Source organism: Nitrosomonas communis (genome assembly GCF_900114745.1).
In the GTDB taxonomy this organism is placed as follows: Bacteria; Pseudomonadota; Gammaproteobacteria; order Burkholderiales; family Nitrosomonadaceae; genus Nitrosomonas; species Nitrosomonas communis_A.
This window is the reverse complement of sequence record NZ_FOUB01000001.1, coordinates 174,293-195,137: the sequence shown is the minus strand read 5'-3', so window position 1 is coordinate 195,137 and position 20,845 is coordinate 174,293. Positions and strand designations below refer to the sequence as shown.

Annotated in this window: 17 protein-coding genes; 5 read left to right on the top strand and 12 right to left on the bottom strand. The window is 45.2% G+C overall.

The window, feature by feature from the left end; all coding sequences use genetic code 11:
• Nucleotides 1-176: 176 nt before the first annotated feature.
• From mfd to miaB, 7 genes are all read right to left on the bottom strand, one after another.
• Entirely contained in the window at nt 177-3,635 is a 3,459-nt protein-coding gene (gene mfd, locus BM122_RS00830; protein ID WP_074902771.1) for a transcription-repair coupling factor, read from the bottom strand.
• Nucleotides 3,636-3,646: 11 nt separating this feature from the next.
• Nucleotides 3,647-4,915, bottom strand: coding sequence for an MgtC/SapB family protein (locus tag BM122_RS00825; RefSeq protein ID WP_074902769.1), 1,269 nt, complete (start codon nt 4,913-4,915; stop codon nt 3,647-3,649).
• A complete protein-coding gene (gene recJ / locus BM122_RS00820; RefSeq protein WP_074902767.1) occupies nt 4,912-6,651 on the bottom strand; it encodes a single-stranded-DNA-specific exonuclease RecJ in 1,740 nt (579 codons plus the stop codon). Before recJ ends, BM122_RS00825 begins: the two co-directional genes overlap by 4 nt.
• Nucleotides 6,652-6,761: 110 nt before the next feature.
• A complete protein-coding gene (locus BM122_RS00815; protein ID WP_074902765.1) occupies nt 6,762-7,595 on the bottom strand; it encodes an HlyC/CorC family transporter in 834 nt (277 codons plus the stop codon).
• Between the two features lie 68 nt (nt 7,596-7,663).
• Entirely contained in the window at nt 7,664-8,146 is a 483-nt protein-coding gene (ybeY, locus tag BM122_RS00810; RefSeq protein ID WP_074902763.1) for an rRNA maturation RNase YbeY, read from the bottom strand.
• Entirely contained in the window at nt 8,130-9,110 is a 981-nt protein-coding gene (locus BM122_RS00805; protein ID WP_074902761.1) for a PhoH family protein, read from the bottom strand. The genes ybeY and BM122_RS00805 overlap by 17 nt, the downstream gene beginning before the upstream one ends.
• Before the next feature lie 91 nt (nt 9,111-9,201).
• Complete coding sequence (miaB, locus tag BM122_RS00800) at nt 9,202-10,530, bottom strand: tRNA (N6-isopentenyl adenosine(37)-C2)-methylthiotransferase MiaB (protein WP_074902759.1); 1,329 nt, start codon at nt 10,528-10,530, stop codon at nt 9,202-9,204.
• Nucleotides 10,531-10,822: 292 nt separating this feature from the next.
• Between miaB and BM122_RS00795 the strand changes: the two genes are divergently transcribed.
• Nucleotides 10,823-11,986 carry a hypothetical protein gene (locus tag BM122_RS00795; protein ID WP_074902758.1) on the top strand — a complete coding sequence of 388 codons (1,164 nt, stop codon included), beginning with the start codon at nt 10,823-10,825 and terminating at the stop codon, nt 11,984-11,986.
• A 541-nt stretch (nt 11,987-12,527) separates the two neighbouring features.
• Here BM122_RS00795 and BM122_RS23890 read toward each other — a convergent pair.
• The gene (locus BM122_RS23890; RefSeq protein ID WP_218151945.1) at nt 12,528-12,914 is read right to left on the bottom strand and encodes an HNH endonuclease; all 387 of its coding nucleotides are present in this window, start codon (nt 12,912-12,914) and stop codon (nt 12,528-12,530) included.
• Between the two features lie 359 nt (nt 12,915-13,273).
• On the opposite strand from BM122_RS23890, the gene BM122_RS23885 reads away from it, so the two are divergent.
• Entirely contained in the window at nt 13,274-13,486 is a 213-nt protein-coding gene (locus BM122_RS23885) for a hypothetical protein (protein WP_218151944.1), read from the top strand.
• A gap of 192 nt (nt 13,487-13,678) precedes the next feature.
• Complete coding sequence (locus tag BM122_RS23880) at nt 13,679-14,164, top strand: transposase (protein WP_218151943.1); 486 nt, start codon at nt 13,679-13,681, stop codon at nt 14,162-14,164.
• 14 nt (nt 14,165-14,178) lie between these two features.
• On the opposite strand, the gene BM122_RS00780 is transcribed toward BM122_RS23880, so the two are convergent.
• The 4 genes from BM122_RS00780 to BM122_RS00770 form a co-directional block, all read right to left on the bottom strand.
• Nucleotides 14,179-15,420 carry an acetyl-CoA hydrolase/transferase C-terminal domain-containing protein gene (locus tag BM122_RS00780; RefSeq protein ID WP_218151942.1) on the bottom strand — a complete coding sequence of 414 codons (1,242 nt, stop codon included), beginning with the start codon at nt 15,418-15,420 and terminating at the stop codon, nt 14,179-14,181.
• A complete protein-coding gene (locus BM122_RS23875) occupies nt 15,417-15,947 on the bottom strand; it encodes a hypothetical protein (protein ID WP_218151941.1) in 531 nt (176 codons plus the stop codon). Before BM122_RS23875 ends, BM122_RS00780 begins: the two co-directional genes overlap by 4 nt.
• A 729-nt stretch (nt 15,948-16,676) precedes the next feature.
• Nucleotides 16,677-17,807 carry a carboxylate-amine ligase gene (locus BM122_RS00775; protein ID WP_074902756.1) on the bottom strand — a complete coding sequence of 377 codons (1,131 nt, stop codon included), beginning with the start codon at nt 17,805-17,807 and terminating at the stop codon, nt 16,677-16,679.
• Between the two features lie 7 nt (nt 17,808-17,814).
• Nucleotides 17,815-18,987 carry a M20 metallopeptidase family protein gene (locus BM122_RS00770; RefSeq protein WP_074902754.1) on the bottom strand — a complete coding sequence of 391 codons (1,173 nt, stop codon included), beginning with the start codon at nt 18,985-18,987 and terminating at the stop codon, nt 17,815-17,817.
• A gap of 687 nt (nt 18,988-19,674) precedes the next feature.
• Between BM122_RS00770 and BM122_RS24705 the strand changes: the two genes are divergently transcribed.
• Together BM122_RS24705 and BM122_RS24700 are read left to right on the top strand one after the other, a co-directional pair.
• Entirely contained in the window at nt 19,675-20,400 is a 726-nt protein-coding gene (locus tag BM122_RS24705) for an alginate export family protein (protein ID WP_256211815.1), read from the top strand.
• A complete protein-coding gene (locus BM122_RS24700) occupies nt 20,355-20,840 on the top strand; it encodes an alginate export family protein (protein ID WP_256211814.1) in 486 nt (161 codons plus the stop codon). Before BM122_RS24705 ends, BM122_RS24700 begins: the two co-directional genes overlap by 46 nt.
• Nucleotides 20,841-20,845 lie beyond the last annotated feature (5 nt).

The following is a 20,845-nucleotide window of genomic DNA, read 5'->3' as shown; positions in this document are numbered from 1 at the left end:
ATCTATAAAAAAACATTGAACTCAATCATAGGTCATTCTAAAAAATGCTTTTAGGATCATATCGCCTGGAAATTTAAGAATTGCGAGTATATACCTACACTGGCTTGCGACTAACTTATATGGTAGTTAAGCTCATTCCTCCAAAACGAAGTTATCTAAGATAAGTTGGATATTGACTATCCCAGCATCTCCATCAGCTTCCTGATGCGCTTGACTCGTTCTGATACATCCGGAACTTTTACCTGGACTTTCAGGCGATCTGGACCAGCCAGACTGTATTCCCGGCCACTTTGAATGAGCGTGATAATTTTGCCTGCTTCCACAGGGGGATTGGGCGCAAAATGAATGAGAATACTGTCGGCGCTAGCATCAACCCGCATAATGCCAAGCGGTTTGGCAGCAATACGCAGACGGTGACAGTCAAGTAGCGCTCGGGCTGGGGCAGGCAACAAACCGAAGCGGTCAATCAGTTCCCGGTACATATCATCCAGTTGCCCATCATTGATGCAATTTGCCATGCGTTTATACAGCACCAGGCGTTCATGGATATCATTGCAGTAATCTTCTGGCAGTAAGGTAGGTACATGCAGGTTAATTTCTGTGGCAATGCCAAGCGGGTGCTGCATATCTGGCTCACAGCCTGCTTTGAGTGATTTAATCGCATTCTCCAGCATGGTGCTGTAGAGATTAAAACCGACTTCCTGCATTTCACCACTTTGTGATTCACTCAGCACAGCGCCGGCTCCGCGGATTTCCAGATCATGCATTGCCAAATAAAAGCCTGATCCGAGCTCTTCCATCGATTGAATCGCCTCCAATCTTTTTTTAGCCTGCGCACTGAGTGCTTCATCACCTGGCGTCAGCAGATAGGCATAGGCTTGATGGTGAGAACGCCCTACCCTGCCGCGCAACTGATGTAATTGCGCCAGACCAAATTTATCTGCACGATGGATGAGGATGGTGTTGGCAGTGGGAATATCGATACCCGTCTCAATAATAGTCGTGCAAAGCAGCAGATTGAAGCGTTGCTGGTAGAAATCGCGCATGACATGCTCCAGCTCGCTTTCACGCATCTGTCCGTGGGCGATGTGAATACGCGCTTCCGGCAGAAGTTGCGCGAGCTTGTCATACATGTGCTGAATAGTGCTCACTTCGTTATAGAGAAAATAAATTTGCCCACCGCGTTTCAGTTCCCGCAAACAAGCCTCGCGGATAATACCTTCTGAAAAAGGGTGAACGAAGGTTTTGATGGCGAGTCGTCTTTGCGGGGCAGTAGCAATAATAGAAAAATCGCGCAACCCTTCCAGTGACATGGCGAGCGTACGGGGAATGGGTGTAGCCGTCAGGGTCAACACGTCTACTTCGGCACGCATTCTTTTTAGCTGCTCTTTTTGACGAACGCCAAAGCGGTGTTCTTCATCAATGATCACCAAGCCGAGATTCTTGAATTTAATCTTCTCCTGGATCAGCTTGTGTGTGCCGATGATGATGTCTATTTGCCCGTTGGCGAGCCCTTCCAAAGCTTGCACTTGTTCTTTGGCTGAACGAAAGCGTGATAGTTCAGCGATTTTCACGGGCCATTGCTCAGCAATTAAGCCAAAGCGATCCGAGAAATTCTGAAAATGCTGCTCCGCTAATAAGGTGGTAGGAACCAGCACGGCCACCTGTTGACCATCTGCCACAGCAATAAAAGCCGCGCGCAAGGCGACTTCTGTTTTACCAAAGCCGACATCGCCGCAAATCAGTCGGTCCATCGGTTTGCCCGAGGTCAGATCGTTGATAACCGCTTCAATAGCGGCCGCTTGATCAGCGGTTTCTTCGAAGCCGAACCCTTCTGCAAACGCTTCATAATCATGCTGTTTAAATTTGAAAACATGACCTTGACGCGCTGCGCGCTGCGCATACAGATTTAGCAGTTCAGCTGCGGTATCGCGCACATGCTGCATGGCCTTGCGCTTGGCTTTTTCCCATTGTCCACTGCCAAGTTTATGCAGAGGGGCAGATTCAGGCGAAACCCCACTGTAGCGTCCAATCAAATGCAGTTGAGAAACAGGCACGTAGAGCTTGTCGCCGCCGGCATATTCCAGTGCGAGGAACTCACTGGTTTGGCCGGCTTCCCCCTCGCCTAGATCCATATTGACCAACCCGAGATAACGGCCAATGCCATGCTGCTCATGCACCACCGGATCGCCGGGCTTAATTTCCGATAAATCGCGCAGCATAACGTCAGTCGAGGTAGCCTTGCGCGCCTCGCGCTCACGTCGCCCATGCACATGAGTTGCGTAAAGCTCACTCTCGGTAATCAACGCATAGTGATCGGCATTCAGGATATAGCCGGTATGGAGTGGTGCAACGCTCAGCATGAAAGGCTCGTTGCTCGACTGAAATTCTGCATAATCTTTACAGAGTGTCGGGAACAGACCATATGCATGCAGATATTCAGCCATTAATTCGCGCCGCCCCATACTCTCAGCCAGCAGCAAGACGCGCCCACCTGATAGCGTATATTCGTCAACAAATCCAGTCAATTTCTCAAGTGGATTAGCTGCATGACGATCTACCCGCACGGCTGGCAAAGGTTGCGTAAATGATTCGGCAGCCAAGTCTTTATCAGCCTGAATTTGAATACGCGTATAAGGTTTCAGTTTGCCAAAAAAACCATCAGTGGTCAGAAACAGTTCAGTCGGCGGCAAGAGGGGGCGATCAGTATCCCCCCGCAATAATTGGTAACGCGACTGAGTATCACGCCAAAAATTTTCGACCACTGGGTAAATATCCTGATGCAGGCATAACAAGCTGTTCTGAGGTAAATAATCAAACAAGGTAGCAGTTTGCTCAAAAAAAAGTGGTAGGTAATACTCAATTCCTGCAGGCGTGCTACCTTTGCTGACTTCTTTATACATCCGGCTGCGAGAAGGGTCGCCTTCAAATTTTTCGCGAAAATTGATACGAAAGCGCGTGCGCCCCGCTTCATCCAATGGAAACTCACGCGCAGGCAACAATCTGATCTCTTTGACCGGATAAATGCTGCGTTGGGTATCGACATCGAATGTCCTGATGGTCTCGATTTCATTATCGAGCAAGTCCATACGGTAAGGCAGCGGATTGCCCATCGGGAATAAATCGATCAACCCCCCACGTATGCTATATTCGCCCGGTGACAATACCTGTGTCACATGCGTATAGCCAGCCAAAGTCATCTGACTGCGGAATGCGGCTAAATCAAGAACACTGCCCTGCTTGATAAAGAAAGTATGTGCTGCTAAAAATTCCTTAGGGAGCATGCGATACAAGGCAGTTGTTACAGGCACGACCAATACATCGCAGGTACCGTTCATAACCTGGTAAAGAGTCGCCAATCGCTCAGATATCAGATCAAAGTGTGGCGAAAAAGTATCGTAAGGCAGTGTTTCCCAATCTGGCAGCAGCTGCGCATTTAATTCAGGCGCAAAAAAAGGTAACTCTTCGAGCAATCTCTGTGCATCCAATGCATTGGCGCTAATGATGGTCAGTGGCTTGGCCCATTGCTGCCCCGAACGTGCCAGTTCGGCAAGAGCAAAGGTATCGCTCGAACCGTCAAATCCGAAATAACGCGTCAGCATCCCTGGCACGGGTAAATTAAGTTTAAATGACATGGTCTACAACTTCATTTTCCAAACAATATCAGCGCGACTCCCAAACCGATCGCAGTCATGATCATGCCTAAAGCGCTGCGCTTGGCTAGCAGCGCACTGCCGATAGCTAGTATCAATCCTAGCTTGAAGATAATATTTGAAATGACGGCCAGCGTAATGGCAGTGACTGCTTCTGTCACCTGCAGCTTACCTAGATCGAGCAAGCGCAAGCTGCTGAGCGTGATGGCATCAACATCCGTCAAACCGGAAATAATCGCCACCATATAAAGCCCGCTAGTACCCGCAATGTCCGATAACCAGGCACTTAACAGCAACACGATCGCATAGAAAGCCCCAAAGCTGATCGCAATCGTAAGCTCAACAGGGTTTTTAGTTTCGGGTATAGCGAGTTCTTCTTGCTGGGTTAAATCACGCCACCAAAAAGTAGTGGCGATCAGACCCAAAAAAAGGCCCATACCCAGGATCGGTAATATGTTTGGTAATATCACCGGCGCAACGACTGCGCTGATGACGGTGAGTCTTACCAAAACCATCAAATTAGCGACTAGAATCACCACCACCGCTAATTTGGTCAGCATCGGATTATCTTCGCTACGACGCGTAAATACCATAGTAGTGGCGGTACTGGATACGACCCCACCCAGTATTCCTAACAGGACAGCGCCATAGCGCTGACCAATAAAGCGCAATGCGATATAGCCGGAGAGGCTGATACCGGATATCAATACAATCATCAGCCAGATCTGATAAGGATTGAGCGCATCATAGGGGCCGTAATCCTGATTAGGCAAGACCGGTAAAACAATAAAAGTGAGCACGGCAAATTGCAGCATCGAAATCAGGTCGCGCCGGTCAAGCTTCTGTGTGATGCCATGCAACTCTGTTTTAAAATAGAGCAACATAGTCGTAACAATGGCGAGCATTCCCGCCAGTGTGGATTCGCCGTACCAGACAGTGGCGCCCAAACCATAGCAGACAAGGATAGCCGCAACGGTAGTCGTGCCCGGATCAGGCAATTCATCTTGCTGACGAATATAAGCAGCAATCATCATGATTCCCACCAGCAACAGTCCGCCAAATAGCAACCAGGGTGAATTTGTTTTTTGCGACAGCATGGCGCTAAGCGTACCAAATAGTGAGACCAGGGCAAATGTTCTTAATCCCGCTCTCGCTGCGGGGCTACGCTCACGTTCGAGGCCGATTAAAAGACCAATGGCAAGACTGGTAGCAAAGGGAGCCAAATACTCAAGCTCTACTCCCGGTAGGAAGGTATTATTCATAGCGTCATCGAATCAATCGGAAACCAGTGTTCAAGCAGCAATTGCAGGGTCGTATTACCCTTGTATTCATTAGCTTGTACACGAAAGACTGCATTAATCATGGGCGGCAACAACCCCACCTGAAAAAATAATATGGCATCATAGCTGCGGTGCGAATCAAATTTCTTCAATTTTAATTTTAAATGTTTCTCACCTACCACACGCTGGCTTTCCACGTAGAAATAGGCATTAAAGCTCGGCTCAGGAAAGCCTTGTCCCCAGACACAGCCAGCCAACCAGTACGCCAGATCCAAATTTAATTCAGCCTCATCCAGTTCCCCATCGGTCTCTATGATATGCACTAAATCTGCAGGCGTCAGCAGTGCTTGCGCAGTTTGCTCAAACGCATCCCGGAAACGCTCAAAATTTTGCTCATGCACAGTCAAGCCGGCTGCTGCAGCATGCCCACCAAATTTCAAAATTAATCCTGGATACCTTTTAGAAACAAGATCCAATGCATCACGCAAATGAAAGCCTGGAATGGAACGTCCCGAGCCTTTGATTTCACCTTCATTGCCCGGCGCAAAAGTAATCACCGGACGATGAAATTTTTCCTTGATACGCGAGGCGAGTAAACCAATCACACCTTGATGCCAGCTTGGATCATACAAACATAAGCTATAACCAGATCCGGTTGCGCATTCCTGAGTTTCAATGACAGTTGCCAGCTTGCTCAACGCATCATTTTGCATATCTGCTTCGATTTCACGCCGCTGGCGGTTCAACTCATCCAGTTGCGCAGCAAGCTGACTTGCTCTGGATTCATCCTCTGTGATCAGGCACTCAATCCCCAGGGTCATATCATCGAGCCGGCCGGCTGCATTCAATCTTGGCCCAATGATGAAACCCAGATCATAGTTGGAGACTTGTCGGAAATCACGTTTTACAACCTGCAGCAAGGCATTAATGCCGGCACATGCCCGTCCCTTGCGAATACGCTGCAAACCTTGCTGAACCAGAATGCGGTTATTGCTATCGAGTCTGACGACATCCGCAACTGTCCCCAACGCAACCAGATCAAGCAAACTCGCCAGATTGGGCTCTTTACCAGCAGCGAACGCATTGCGCTTGCGCAGCTCCGCGCGTAACGCAAGCATCACGTAGAAAATGACGCCTACGCCAGCCAGATGCTTGCTGGGAAAATTGCAGCCAGGCTGATTGGGATTGACGATAACTGCCGCTGCGGGTAATTGATCTCCCGGTAGATGATGATCAGTAATGAGCACTTGTATCCCCAGCTGATTAGCCGCCCGCACCCCTTCCACACTCGCAATCCCATTATCGACGGTTATGAGAATATCCGGCTGTCCAGCAGAAGAGGTAGCCGCAAGGTGCACGATTTCCGGCGTCAAGCCATAGCCATATTCAAAACGATTAGGAACGAGATAATCGACGATGGCACCAAATTTTCTGAGGGCGCGCATGGCCACCGCACAGGCAGTCGCGCCATCCGAGTCATAGTCCGCCACAATCAATAAACGTTTCCGCTCGGCAATGGCATCAGCAAGTAGTACCGCTATATGAGAAACATGGGTTAACTGCTCAAATGAAAGTAGCTGGGATAAATCTGTCTCAAGCTGCTGAGGTTGTTGAATGCCACGCGCGGCATAAATGCGTGCCAATACGGCAGGCAAACCATATTGATTAAGCGTGTCAAAAGCGTGTTGAGAAAAACTGCGGGTAGTGATGTTGGGCATTTGCCAGTTATTTTAACATCTGGCATTCTGAAACGTTAGCCCGGATAAGTATTTTGCGCTAAACGAATGAGTGGGTAGTACGCGATATTAAAAATACAGATGGAGAAATTTTAAGCGCTTGGCTCCACTTTTTCTACTTTTAGGAGATGCAAGCGGCGGCTGTCGGCTCGTAGCACGGTAAATCTGAAATTATCGATCACAATGAATTCGCCATTCTTGGGTAGCCGGCCAAATTTGCTGGTAACGAGCCCGCCAATCGTATCAAAATCCTCGTCACTGAAGGCGGCTGCTAGTACCTCATTAAAACTGGCGACTTCCGTGATCGCTTTAACGCGATAATAACCGCTGGCATCCGCTACAATGTTCGCTTCTTCTTCATCAAAGTCATACTCATCTTCAATTTCCCCCACAATCTGCTCCAGTACGTCCTCGATGGTGACCAAACCAGCTACACCGCCATATTCATCTACCACGATGGCGATATGATTGCGACTACGGCGGAAGTCCTTGAGTAAGATATTAAGGCGCTTGGACTCAGGAATAAACACGGCTGGACGGAGCATATCACGCACATCAAACGCTTCTTCTCCTGCATAATAGCGTAGCAAATCTTTTGCCAACAAAATACCAATCACATGATCTTTATTGCCATCGGTGACAGGAAAACGCGAATGTCCCTTTTCAATAACATATGGAATGAATTCATCTGGTTTTTCGCTGATATCAATGGTATCCATTTGTGAGCGCGGCACCATGATATCACGCACCTGCATTTCGGATACATGCAATACCCCTTCAATCATGGCCAGTGCATCGGCATCGAGCAGATTACGTTCATACGCAGAGTGCAATAAAGCCACCAGCTGCTCACGATCTTCCGGTTGGCGAAAAAGGAGTGAACCGAGATGTTCAAACCAACTGACTTTATGGGAGGAATTATTCATGATTAATTTCATCATTGATTGAATAGTGCTATAAAAAAACTGGATTGTGAACGAAAGCTATCGCAACCTTATTGTTCATAATAAGGATCGGCATAGCCTAGCCGGGTGACAATTTCTGTTTCAAGTTGCTCCATGATCGTCGCATCTGCTTCATGCTCGTGATCATAACCTTGCAAGTGCAATACACCATGTACTGTCAAATGAGCATAATGTGCAACCAAATTTTTTTTTTGTTGTTGTGCTTCATTGATGATAACCGGGGCACAAAGCACGATATCGCCTGACAAGGATTGCGGCTCATCGTAGATAAATGTCAAGACATTGGTGGCTTTGTCTTTACCACGAAAATGGCGATTGAGCTCTCTGCCTTCTTCTTCGTCCACAATCCGCAAGACGATCTCCGCACTTTGCATCAATGCCGCATTCACCCATTTACGGAACTGCAACCGTCTGGGTGTTCCGGGAAATTCAGCAGCATATTGCAGCACTAATTTAAACTTTTTATGATTTGTGGCAGAGGAAGGTTCGGGAACCTTACTGACGTTTTTCATGCTTCTCGTAAGCGTCGACAATACGCTGCACCAGCGGATGGCGTACGACGTCTTCAGTTTTGAAATGGGTAAAGGCTATCCCCCGTATTTTTCCCAAGGCATGCTCTGCATCGATCAAACCACTCTTCTGATTCTTGGGTAGATCAATTTGGGTAATATCGCCTGTGATGACGGCTTTGGAACCAAAACCTATTCGTGTCAGGAACATTTTCATCTGTTCTGGCGTTGTGTTCTGGGCTTCATCCAGAATAATGAACGATTGATTTAAGGTACGTCCACGCATGAATGCTAGCGGAGCAATTTCAATGGTATTGCGTTCAAACTGCTTGCCGGTTTTATCAAAGCCCATGAGATCATATAGCGCATCATAAAGTGGGCGTAAATAGGGATCGACTTTTTGCACCATATCCCCTGGCAAAAACCCCAAACGCTCCCCCGCTTCGACTGCGGGCCGCACCAGGATAATGCGTGAAACCGTTTCACGTTCCAATGCGTCGACCGCACTAGCCACCGCCAGATAGGTTTTACCGGTACCTGCCGGGCCAATGCCAAAGGTAATATCATGATCCTGGATTTGCTGCAGGTATTGCACCTGCCGTGGCGTGCGACCATGTAAATTGCTACGTCGCGTGATCAGTTTCGGTACCGCTAACTCAGCATCCGCCAATTCATCCACAGCCGGCTGCGAAGAATGGGATGCGTTAGTTATCTCGATCAAACCGAGTTGCACTTGCTCTACGCTAAGATGATGGTGTGACTGGTTGTATAAATTCTTCAGGGTTTGGGCAGCAAGCTGCGTCTGATTTGCTTGGCCGCGCAGACTAAAATGTTCACCGCGCCGTGCGATTACGACATCCAGCGCATTTTCAATTTGTTTAAGGTTTTCATCTAGCGCGCCACAGAGATTGGCTAGACGCCGGTTATCAACCGGAGAAAAAGTAATCTCGACAGGTTTTGGTTTCAAGACTTTTGTTAAATAAATGCGACGTATTGATTCTCGCAGGGGTTACGATAGATTGCAAGTGATAATAAAGCGTTTATTGGTCGCTCGATCGCTACTCATGGATAATTTCTCCACGTAATGAATGAGACAAGGCAGCTGTAATCCTGATATTGATAAAATGACCCACCAGATCAGGTGCCCCTGAAAAGTTAACTACCCGATTATTATCAGTCCTACCACAAAATTCATCAGGGTTCTTTTTGGAAGGCCCCTCTACCAATATACGTTGACTTGTTCCTACCATTCCCTGACTAATAGCTTGTGCTTGCTGAGCAATTTTTTCCTGAAGACGATACAGCCGCGCCAGTTTGGTTTCATGGGAAGTATCATCGGGCAAGTCAGCAGCAGGGGTGCCTGGTCGTGGGCTATAAATGAAACTGAATGATTCATCAAAATTCACGTCTTCAACCAGCTTCATGGTCGCTTCAAAATCGGCATCGGTCTCACCCGGAAATCCAATAATAAAATCCGAACTGATCGAAATATCAGGACGTACTGCACGTATTTTGCGGATAATCGATTTATATTCGAGCGCGCTGTAGCCACGTTTCATCGCTGCCAGAACTCTGTCTGCACCCGATTGAACAGGCAAGTGCAAATGGCTGACTACTTTCGGCAATTTCGCATAGACCTCAATCAGACGAGTAGTAAATTCCCGAGGATGCGAGGTCGTATAGCGAATACGTTCAATGCCAGGAATCTCATGGATATACTCAAGCAATAGGGCAAAATCAGCGATTTCACCCTCATCCATTTCGCCACGATAGGCATTGACATTCTGTCCAAGCAAGGTGATTTCCTTGATACCCTGCACTGCCAGTCCGACAACCTCAACCAGCACATCATTGAGCGGACGCGATACCTCTTCACCACGCGTATACGGCACCACACAAAAACTACAGTACTTGCTGCAGCCTTCCATGATGGAAACAAAAGCCGTCACTCCTTCTGTGCGAGCTGGCGGCAAATGATCGAATTTTTCAATTTCAGGAAAAGAAATATCCACTTGTGGTCGACCGGTCGCTTCACGTTCCTTGATCAATTCCGGCAAACGATGTAGTGTTTGTGGTCCAAACACCAGATCCACAAAAGGAGCACGTTTGACAATTTCTGCCCCTTCCTGACTGGCCACACAGCCTCCTACACCAATCAACAGATTCGGCTTAATTTTTTTTAGATGCCGCACCCGCCCGAGATCATGAAAAACTTTTTCTTGCGCTTTCTCACGCACAGAGCAAGTATTGAACAAAATCACATCGGCTTCATCGGGATTATCGGTTAACTCCATACCCTTTGCAGCATGAAGTACATCCGCCATTTTATCCGAGTCATACTCGTTCATCTGGCAACCAAAAGTTTTAATATATAGTTTATTACTCACGGAATATTACAAGTAGCTTAGCTGGAAATTGAATGCATTATTTTGAACAGCCTGGTAAGTATATAACGGAAGGACGGGTCATTCCATCATCGCTACTACAATAGACGGCTTGAAAATACTTCATTTTTCTCAAAACTACGAATCTATCGACCCCAGCAGAAGGAAAAAGTTCTATGATTTTCTATCATTTAGAGAGATATAATCTTTTCTCCACTACCCAGGCACTTTGTAAAATTATTCGGACTCTAAAAATACTTTCATTATCCAACCCAACTGACTAGACAGGATGATTATGTCTCACCAATTCGATTTATTCAGCAATGAAACACCTGCCACCTCTGAGCAAACTGTAAACAATTCCGCGACTGCACTGAAACTGACTACACAAGATTCCCAGTTAACGCCCAGTCAGCAACGCTTCAACCGTTTACTCGAGCGTATCGAAAAACTCAAAAAACAGCTTCTTGAATTACAAGTCATCAGCGATGCGCATCGCCCGCTATATCACCAGACGATTGCCCCCCTGCGCGAGCGTGAGCGACTGCTCACGCGGGAAATGGTGTTATGGCTGGATGAACGATTGCAGCGCAAGGGCTTAACTCCCACACAAAAACGTATCGCCACCACGATTTTATGCGGTCTCTCTGAACAGCTCGCGGCTCAGGGTGATGAAGAAATGCAAGTCCTGCATGATAAACACAGCACGGAAAGTCTCGAGCAGAAAGAGCAGGCCAGCATTAAGGAAATGCGCACGATGATGGAAGACATGCTAGGCGAATCTCTGACTGACGAAGACTCGCTAGAGACCATGCAGGATGTATTTAACGCCGGCATGGCGCGGTTACGCGAGGCTGAAGCTGAAGAAAAAGCACGCCGACATGCTCACGCGCATAAAAGAAAACCCACTGCCGCCCAGCTCAAGGCCAAGGCGGAGCAAGAGGAAGCAGAAACCACTTTACGCAAGGTATTCCGCCAGCTCGCCAGTGCCCTACACCCTGATCGCGAAAATGACCCTGATGAATGTGCCCGAAAAACGGCTTTGATGAGCGAAGCCAATGCTGCTTATGATCGCCGTGATTTAATAGCACTGCTGCAGATCCAGCTACGTACTGAACTCACTGACCCAGCCTCCATCGCTAAAATGGCAGAAGAAAAAATTACTTCGCTCACGCGGTTACTCAAGGAGCAAGCCCAAGAACTCGAAGCCGAATTGCATCATCGCCGCCACGCTGCACGTCATGAATTCGGCCTCGGTTCTTATGAAATCCCGAGTTCAACTAGTCTACGACGCAGTCTAAGGAGAGAAGAAGTATCGCTCAAAGCGGATATAGACGCTATGCAGCAGGATTTACAACTGGTACAAGATGACAAATTTTTCAAACGCTGGCTGAAAGATCAAAATCAACCATCGCATACGGTCTTACTCGATGATTGGATAATTAGTACGTTTAGGTAATAAATACATAAACGCATCAAATGATCATTTTCTCCTCGCAATGACAGGGAAAGACCTGTAAAGGCTTCCGCACAACTTCCTCCGTTAGCCAGATAAACAATTAAAATGGCTGTAAGTAAAAGACGGTTGGTGCAGAAGAAGCAGATGGGTTTTGGATCAATAGAACTGGCATAACGTCTGAAGGAAGCAAGACAGGGTACTGATGAAGATGGATGTACTGATATGCACTCCATGCACTATGTAATGGCTGACATCTTTTTAAAACTTTTTTCTTGATTCTCGACCTGTCCCTGAGGTAATCTTATGGCCATTTCTGCATCACCCAAACCCACGCAACAGTAGCATCATTGCATAGCAATGATGCTATTCTGATAATATTGAAGGTACGGATAATGTTTAGGTGCCAGCCAGCGCATCCTCATTTGCGCATTCAGTCCAAGCTGTTTTTGCACTATTTCGCTAAGCAGGGATGAAATCAATAAATTTCCTTCGTTGCTGAATGTAATCATAAACTGATCAAACAAAGCATCCAAATTAGCGCTCAGCAAAAAGCATTGAATACTTCCAATCGTTCGGCATCACTCAAACACTCTAACCAGGGTTTGGCATGACTAGCACGCAGCACCTCGGGTAAAGCAATGCCTGTAAATGCACAGGCATTGCCCCAATACTCCAGCATTGCCTGACGAAAAATCTGTTGACCTCCCCGCTGACGCACCATACGTTCTATCTCAGTGTCTTTGATTAAATTCGTAGAAAATTTATCGAGCTCATCTTTGCATTGTGACTCAAAATCAATACTCGTTTGATCCGGCAGCGCCTGTGCCAGTGCAGCGGCACGGCACAGCAAATGCGCTAGCTCGTCCAGGTTGGCAACAATAAAGGCCTCACCTACACGCAGAATCGCAGGAAACTTCGCGCAGCTCAACGGATAGTCGCTTGGTCGCATCAGAGTAAACAACAAGAGCGTAGTAACTGCCCTGAATAGTAAGCGTGGTTTCAGCCCAATGACGGACTGAGCTGAGATGAACTACGTCGTTCTCACTGGATAGCACATGCTCAAAACCCTGCTCGTACCCACTTTCTCGATCAACGCACGCTGCAGCAGATTTATTCACTTACCCAATAAAATTTAACTGATCATAATCAATCATTAATGCATGAATAATATTTGTGAAGATATATTCAGTTTTAATGCGAATTAAGAGCTGAAATAGAAGCCAGCCCATCAATAACATTAAACTATTGAGGAAGATATCACCCAACCTCAATCAATCAAAGTAAACAATGAACTGGCAAAACCGATTAATAACGATTTATCTCTATGTTTGCAAGCATTATCAGCAAAATCTTTGGGTTCATAGCCAAAGAATGAGCCATTACGCGGATTTAAGTTTTAGCGACGAAGAAGTCATTACCCTCTTCCTGTTCGGTGTAATGGACAAGCATAGAGAGATCAAAGGTATTTATGAGTATGCGGATCGTCATTTACGTGATTGATTTCCACGACTCCCGAGTTATGTAGCTTATATTCAGCGCCTGAATCAGGTGACTGATGTATTTGTGCCCTTATTGGCACTGATTCAGCAGGGACAGGAAGCCAATAACCCGGGGCAAGCTTGGCTGATAGTTCATTTCCGGTGGTAAAGGCCCAAGCAAGGCCATCGGTTTAAGGCGTGTGTAGCGAAATAGTTGGCGGATTCAGGCTACTGCTCAACCAAGAAGTTGTACTATCATGGTGTGCGGGTTCATATCATAAGACGCCGCCAACCAGGCTCATTGCCGGTCCCTGAGTATATTGGTGTGACTGGCGCGAGTGATCATGACGGCAAGATATTTGATCAGATTCGGCTACAATTGCACCACAACGAACTGTATGGTCATAAAGCTTATCAACGGCCTGACGCCGAAGAGGTAAGACAAGCTCAGAATCTGACCGTCTTGACACCCGTTAAAAAACAAAAAGGGCAACACCATCTGGAACTCCAGGATCAATGGTTGTCTACAGTGGTGTCTCGCGTTCGGCAACCGATTGAAGCATTATTTGCCTGGATTGAAGAAAAAACAGGCATTGAATGTGCCAGCAAAGTTCGTTCTTATAAGGGACTTATGGTGCATGTATTCGGAAAGCTGGCTGCGGCTCTATTTTTCTGGAATTTTTTACGAGTTAGCTCTTAATTCGCATATAAACATTACCTTGGCCGAGCATGAGCCTCCTTGAGCGCAGCTAGAAGTAATTTTTGATAGCCATATTCTTTAAGGGTGGTCGGATTTTTTAATTTCATTCTTTCTAAACTTACCTCTTCGACCAGAGATAGACTTGCTGATAATAATCCTTTGATAAATAGATTAGCTAGTGCCTTTTTTGAATGTGATTTTTGCTTCAGGATTTCCAATGCTGGCATAAGATATTGTTCGGTTTCTGTGAAATCTGTACCAAACGGAAACTTTGGTAATAAGCCTGCATCCCTGGCTGGTTGCAACACTTCCCGGATGCGATCCGGTGTATTATTGCGTTGTTCTGGTGGTATGGTCCAACATTTTTTAATTTTTCCTGCTGCTTTGGCTTGTGCCAGCAAGTCACCCTGAAATCGAGAGTCCGTTATGGCCAGCATGGCGGCAATTGCTTCCGAATCGGATTTGCCACGTAAATTCGCCACGCCATATTCTGTTATAAAAATATCTCTTAGATGCCAAGGTATCGTTTCATGGCCGTAGGACCAAGTAATATTTGATACTATTTTTCCTTTTGATTGGCGTGTAGCATTGAGGGTGATAACAGACCTCGCATTATCCAGCGCAAAAGCCTGGGCAACAAAATTATATTGTCCACCGACACCGCTTACTACTGCTCCGTTTTCCAGGGCATCAGAAATGACAGACCCACGTAACGTTGCAAGCATAGCGTTATTTATAAAACAGGCTTTAGTTCGTGCCAGCCTTTTATGCTGCTCTTCGTCATAAATTTCATTCGTAAAACTAACCGCTTTCATTTGAAAGCGAACACGTTCTTTAGCAGACATTTGGCGTAATTTTTTATAAAATTCCCTGCATTCAACAAAAAAAACGCTATGCAGTATTGCACCATCAACCTCACGTTTGAGTATGCCTCTTTCGGCTAATTTTAAGAAACTACCCACAAATATTTCGCTCATGCCATAGAGCCCTTCTTCAAATGGCATGTCATAGTAATGATCTGAGAATTGAGGGCTATTTAAACGATGAATTAATTTCTTAAACAAAGGATTTTCTTGATGACGCAAAATCAGGGCATTCGTAACAGCATCTCCGATTGATCCAATGCCGATCTGCAATGTGCCACCATCACAAACCAATCGTGCAGCATGTAGCCCGATAGCTTGATCTGCAAGGCTGACTGGTCTTTTAGGGATGCTATAAAGTTCAAAATCTGTTTCCGGACTTTCGAGAATCAAATCGATTTCCTGTTCTGCAACTTGAGAATCACCATACATAAAAGGAAGATTGTGATTGGTTTGGGTAGGGAAAATAAAATTTGCCTGGCCTTTTGTTTTCGTGCTTTTAAAAGATCTGCCGTAATATCCGGGTTACAACTTAAGCTATAGCCTTGGTCTTCACATGCAACCAGTTGCGCTACTACATTAATGCGGTTTTCCAATAGATAAATCAAGACATGTGAATAATTTGCAGGAATATAGCGTTGTTGTGCTTTTGGAAAACCCAACCACCGGCCTGCCAAAAAGAAAAATTCATTAACTACGATGTTCTGCGGTAATTTATTCTCCCGCATCAATTTCGCATATTCTAAATCTGGATAATCACCAAAAAGACGTTCTAATGCAGGTTCAAGAAATCGGCGTTTAAGTTCATTATCCAGTTCTGGGCGCTCCAGTGTCAGCGCGGTAAAAATGCGTAAATTGATGGTACTGTCTTTTACCGCACATTGCACCAGAGCATTAGCAATATGGTTGGCTTTACCCAAGCCAAGCGGCAAAGCTAAATAGATTTGTTTACCAACTTTTTCGATTATGCTGTCAGCAATTGTCTCCGGTTGTGTATAGAAAATAGGTTTTTTGATTGCCGAAAGATTATAAATTCTTCCATCCTTTATCAGGTATAAATTGATCGCTTACGCTTATTGGATTAGCAAGCTTATAAGTATATTTAGAGAAAATATCAGTCATGAAAAGGTGTCATTCATTGTATCTTGCAAAATAAATAAATTGACTAATTAGCAGTACTGTAATGAACATTAAAATATGCTGCAATTTCGAACATTTTATAATGTCCTGTCTTGTATATCGCATTCATTGCCTCTCCTTTATCAGTAATGCTAGCAACAATTTCGTCCATTGATTTCTTGGGCAATTTCTTCGATTGCTTAGTAATATGAATACGATCACTTTGTTTCAAACTAATATAATGGAATGGTATGGGCGTCCACTACCCTACATAGCATCAAAGAGCCAAAGTAATGACGCAATAACCACTAAACCACATAGGAGCGTCTAATTCCATTTCTAAATCAAAACTGACTTTGTCGGCTTCACCTTTCCGTATTATTGAAACTGTCTGCGGCTCGCCTTCGCGTCATTTTTGATTTAGAAATGGAATAACATGAAGAGTACAACAATAGGAGTTGATTTAGCAAAGGCGAATAATAAGAGACAGACCACGATTGTTTTCAGATTAATTCGCACATGAGCAAGTGTTACTCAAGTTTAGTCACAGTTAGATCATCTGCCAGCTCCTTGATAAGCGCTGAAACAACTTTCTCGCATGAGTGGATTTTTTGATAAACCGTGCGTTGACGCTGATAACTTATATTCCGTTCTGCTACGCGCTTAACAAGTTCTTCAAAATATTCAGATTCTCCTATCTCGCTGGCATAAGGCTGGATTTCAGTTTGCACTATCTGCCAAATTTCATAGATGGATTTGAATGAGCCATTTTTATCGACCACACAGTTTGCTTTCAGCCCCAAGCGCGAGGCCATATAGTAATTATCTTTTTCAATCCACCAGGGCAGTGCATGGGGCAGGTTTTCAATGTGGGTATCCTGGTGTGCTAACAAATAGGCTGACAATACTCTAATAAAACTAGCGAGTTGCATCGACTCGGTAAGAGTGGGTTGCGCGTCCATGACTCTGACCTCGACTGTCCCCCAATGCGGTCGCACTCTGATATCCCAATGGATATCATTGATGGTTTGTATCATGCCAGCATGTTGCGAGGCGTTATAAAAATCCATGAATTGCTGCCAATCATTAAAACTGGGCGGGATGCCATAACTACGGCTGGCTGCCAGAATGCGCAGGCGATAGGAGGCAAAGCCAGTGTCATAGCCACGCCATAAGGGAGAGCTGGCAGAAAGCGTAATTAAGAGCGGCAGATAAGGCTTTAATGCACGCATCAGATAAATCGCTTCAGCTGCATCCTGCACACCAATGTGTACCTGAGTCGAGAAAGTGATTTGGGTATGACCTAAATAGCCTGTCTCCTTTTCCATTTTCAGATAGCGGGGCAACGGGGTAAACAAGGCTAATTCCTTGCTAAAGGGATGGGTTCCGGCGGCACATAGCTCCATTCCCAGCATGAGACAGATCTGTTTCACTTCTTTGACAAGTTGTGCAAGGTGTTCATGGATCTCTGCAGTATTTTCCCCCACTTTAGAAATCACCTCGACAGTATTTTGGATAAACTCCGGTTTAATATAGGGTGACTCCGGGTAATGCTCGAGCAAAGGCCCAATACCATTTATCAAGTTGAGATTTTCCTTATCGAGCAATTGCAGCTCGAGTTCTACCCCGACGGTTAATGGTTTTGAGGGAACGAATTCCAAAGTGAAATCAACTCAAATAGTCTTGTACCGTCTCTCTGACGACTTCATCGAAAAAGGCAGCTCCCACTTTCAATACCTCCTCATTGATGTCAAATTCTGGACTATGTAGCGGAATATATTCATGCTCATGCCGTCTTGCGCCAAAGCGTACATAGCAGCCCGGTATCTTTTGCAGATAATAAGAAAAATCTTCTGATCCCATGCTCGGATGATCAAGGGTCATTAAGCCTGTACGCCCGACCACTTTTTCAGCCGCACGATGGGCAATCTGGCTTTCCCGCGTTGTATTGACCACCGGGGGATAACCTTGGGTGATATCAATATCAATTTTGGCATTATGCAGTTCACCGATGGCTTTAGCCATACGCCTTAATCCAGCATGAATGTGCTCACGCACTTCGGGCAAGGTACTACGAATCGATCCCTCCAGGATTGCCTCCTCTGCAATTACATTAGGTGCACTGCCTGCGTGCACTGTGCCAATTGTCACCACGGCAGGATAAACCGGGTTAATTTCCCGCGAAACCAGGGTTTGCAGAGCCGTGATTAACAAGCCCGTAATCACGATGGCGTCGGTCGCTTCATGCGGGCGCGCGCCATGCCCGCCTTTACCTTTAACATGAATTTTAAAACGGTCGGACTGGGCTGTAATTACCCCATCAGCCACCATGATTTCTCCCACACCATAGTGGTGGGTCACATGCCCGCCAAATATTGCACTGACGCTTTGCAATGCACCTGATTCCAGCACAACGCGCGCACCGCCCCCCTTTTCTTCAGCAGGTTGGAAGATAAACAATACGTGGCAAGGAGGAGGTGATGTTTTCAGCAGGGCAGCCGCACCCAATACCATAGTCATATGCGCATCATGGCCGCAGGCATGCATTTTACCTTGAATGAAGGAAGCAAAAGGCAAATTGGTGTTTTCGGTACCAGGCAGCGCATCCATATCAGCACGCAAAGCAACGACTGGCGCAGCAGCATTTTTCCCGGAAAGCTTACCAATCACTGCATGGCCCGGTCCAGCATAGTCATAAGGAATACCCAATTTGGTTAATTGCCCCATTAATACTTTGGCTGTCTCGATTTCTTCAAAAGCGAGTTCGGGGTGGCGATGCAGCTTTCGTCTAATCTCTATCATCCACTCATAAAGATGCTCGGATTTATATTTATCTATCATCAGTACAACTCCTTATGAATTGATTCTTTTTTGCTAACTGATTATCGCTCTGGCTTTGCAGGCAAAAATGCCATAGTAAGAACTATATCCAGCTTGATTTATTGGCTTAATTACATATTCCCCTTTCCTTACTAATGTTTAATTGCATTGATTTATTGCAAGCTTTCCGAGATCTATATTTATAAATAATAGTTGATGAGACAAGATAATAAAATCCAATTAAACATCGGTAGCGAGCCAATCATTATGTACAGGCTTCTTGTTCTATATCACTTTTGTCACTTTATCAAATTCGTCTTCTTCTCTTCCGCAATGCAATTCATTGTTTTTTGATTTTTCTAGAGGAGGAAAAAACAGGTTAAAAAACAAATCTAAACAAATTCTAAATAAATTTACAAGATCATCATTAATAAATAAATTCTAAATAAAGCTACAAAGTTTTCATAATACAAAAGCTACACTATTTCAAACTGAGCATACAGACATGCAAGAGCAGGCTTATTATTCATAGTTCTAGATAAGCGCTTGCCATATTTATATTGCTGAGTTTTTATTGTTCAGATTTCATAAGGTTTTATGCACTAGTTGTTAATTGCAATTTTCTTAGAATCACCCAAGTATCTAGATTACAAATACTTTTTGGATACTTGACCTTAAAGGAGGCTATAAAACAATGATGAGAAAGTGATGAGAAAGAATAGAAAAATAACCAGCATGATGATCTGTTTGGTTATTGGATTTCACGTAGGGGGAAGCATCTCTTTCGCTGCGGAAGAGCAAAAGGCAGAAGAAAAAGAAGCTAAAAACTCATTATTTTTCAATAAGAATATTATTCTTGCACAAGCACGAAATACAGAAACACAGAAAGATAAGAAATCATCAGTTATTTTCAAAAATGGTAGTGCACCCAATGGATTCGATGTAGAAGAACCGGTAGGGAGTACTCGGTTTGATTTTGATAGGCTGACCGATCTCATGGAAAACCATAAAACTCCGCTTGCTGCCATGGCGCCAGATTGGCTCAATTTGGCTATTGAGCATCGGACACGCTATGATGTGTATGATCATGGTTTTACGAGAGCTATTCCGGATGGTAATGAACAGATTCATCAACGGACCAGGTTCTTGTTCGAAGTCAAAAATATTATCGATCCTTTAAAATTTACGCTCGAGCTCAGCGATCTCCGCACACCGTTAGCAGAGCATGGACAAGAGCATAACCCGATTTTTGCTAATCATTTTGATTTTACCCAACTTCGCCTTGATCTATTGTCCAAGAATTTTTTTGGTACAGGTTATGGTGCAACATTCGAAGTCGGTCGTATAATCCTGGAATATGGGGAATCATGCCTGGTCGGTGGACACCGGTGGGAAGCTTTACGCCTACTTTTGATGGGATACGGTTTACATTAAGGAACGACAAGGAGAAATGGGGTCTCCAGGTATTTGGCACACGACCTGTGCAACGTGAAGTGTCAGAGTTAGATTGGAATACCCCAGAAAGCTATTTTTCAGGTGCACACGTTACTAACCGTGATTTACGCTGGGCTAATTTTGATGCCTATTGGTTTCAATTAAATGAAGGTAATAATCTGAGGCAACGTAATTTATCCACGCCAGGTTTCAGGTTGTTTGCCAAACCTACCAGAGGTTCAATAGACTATGAAATTGAGTCGATGTATCAATTTGGGGATACCTTTGATGAAAATATTTTTGCGCATCGACATCATGGAGAAGTAGGGTACAGCTTCGAAACACCATGGCCTCTCAGGCTTATCTACCTATTTGATTATGCATCGGGTGATCGAGATCCAAACAAGAATTTTGACATTCTGTTACAAAACGTCGGGTAGAATTT

What these genes read in the sequence shown, in the direction of transcription:
- mfd (WP_074902771.1), bottom strand. Translation starts at nt 3,635, where the DNA reads ATGTCATTTAAACTTAATTTACCCGTGCCAGGGATGCTGACGCGTTAT.
- BM122_RS00825 (WP_074902769.1), bottom strand. Translation starts at nt 4,915, where the DNA reads ATGAATAATACCTTCCTACCGGGAGTAGAGCTTGAGTATTTGGCTCCC.
- recJ (WP_074902767.1), bottom strand. Translation starts at nt 6,651, where the DNA reads ATGCCCAACATCACTACCCGCAGTTTTTCTCAACACGCTTTTGACACG.
- BM122_RS00815 (WP_074902765.1), bottom strand. Translation starts at nt 7,595, where the DNA reads ATGAATAATTCCTCCCATAAAGTCAGTTGGTTTGAACATCTCGGTTCA.
- ybeY (WP_074902763.1), bottom strand. Translation starts at nt 8,146, where the DNA reads ATGAAAAACGTCAGTAAGGTTCCCGAACCTTCCTCTGCCACAAATCAT.
- BM122_RS00795 (WP_074902758.1), top strand. Translation starts at nt 10,823, where the DNA reads ATGTCTCACCAATTCGATTTATTCAGCAATGAAACACCTGCCACCTCT.
- BM122_RS23885 (WP_218151944.1), top strand. Translation starts at nt 13,274, where the DNA reads ATGAACTGGCAAAACCGATTAATAACGATTTATCTCTATGTTTGCAAG.
- BM122_RS00770 (WP_074902754.1), bottom strand. Translation starts at nt 18,987, where the DNA reads ATGATAGATAAATATAAATCCGAGCATCTTTATGAGTGGATGATAGAG.
- BM122_RS24705 (WP_256211815.1), top strand. Translation starts at nt 19,675, where the DNA reads ATGAGAAAGAATAGAAAAATAACCAGCATGATGATCTGTTTGGTTATT.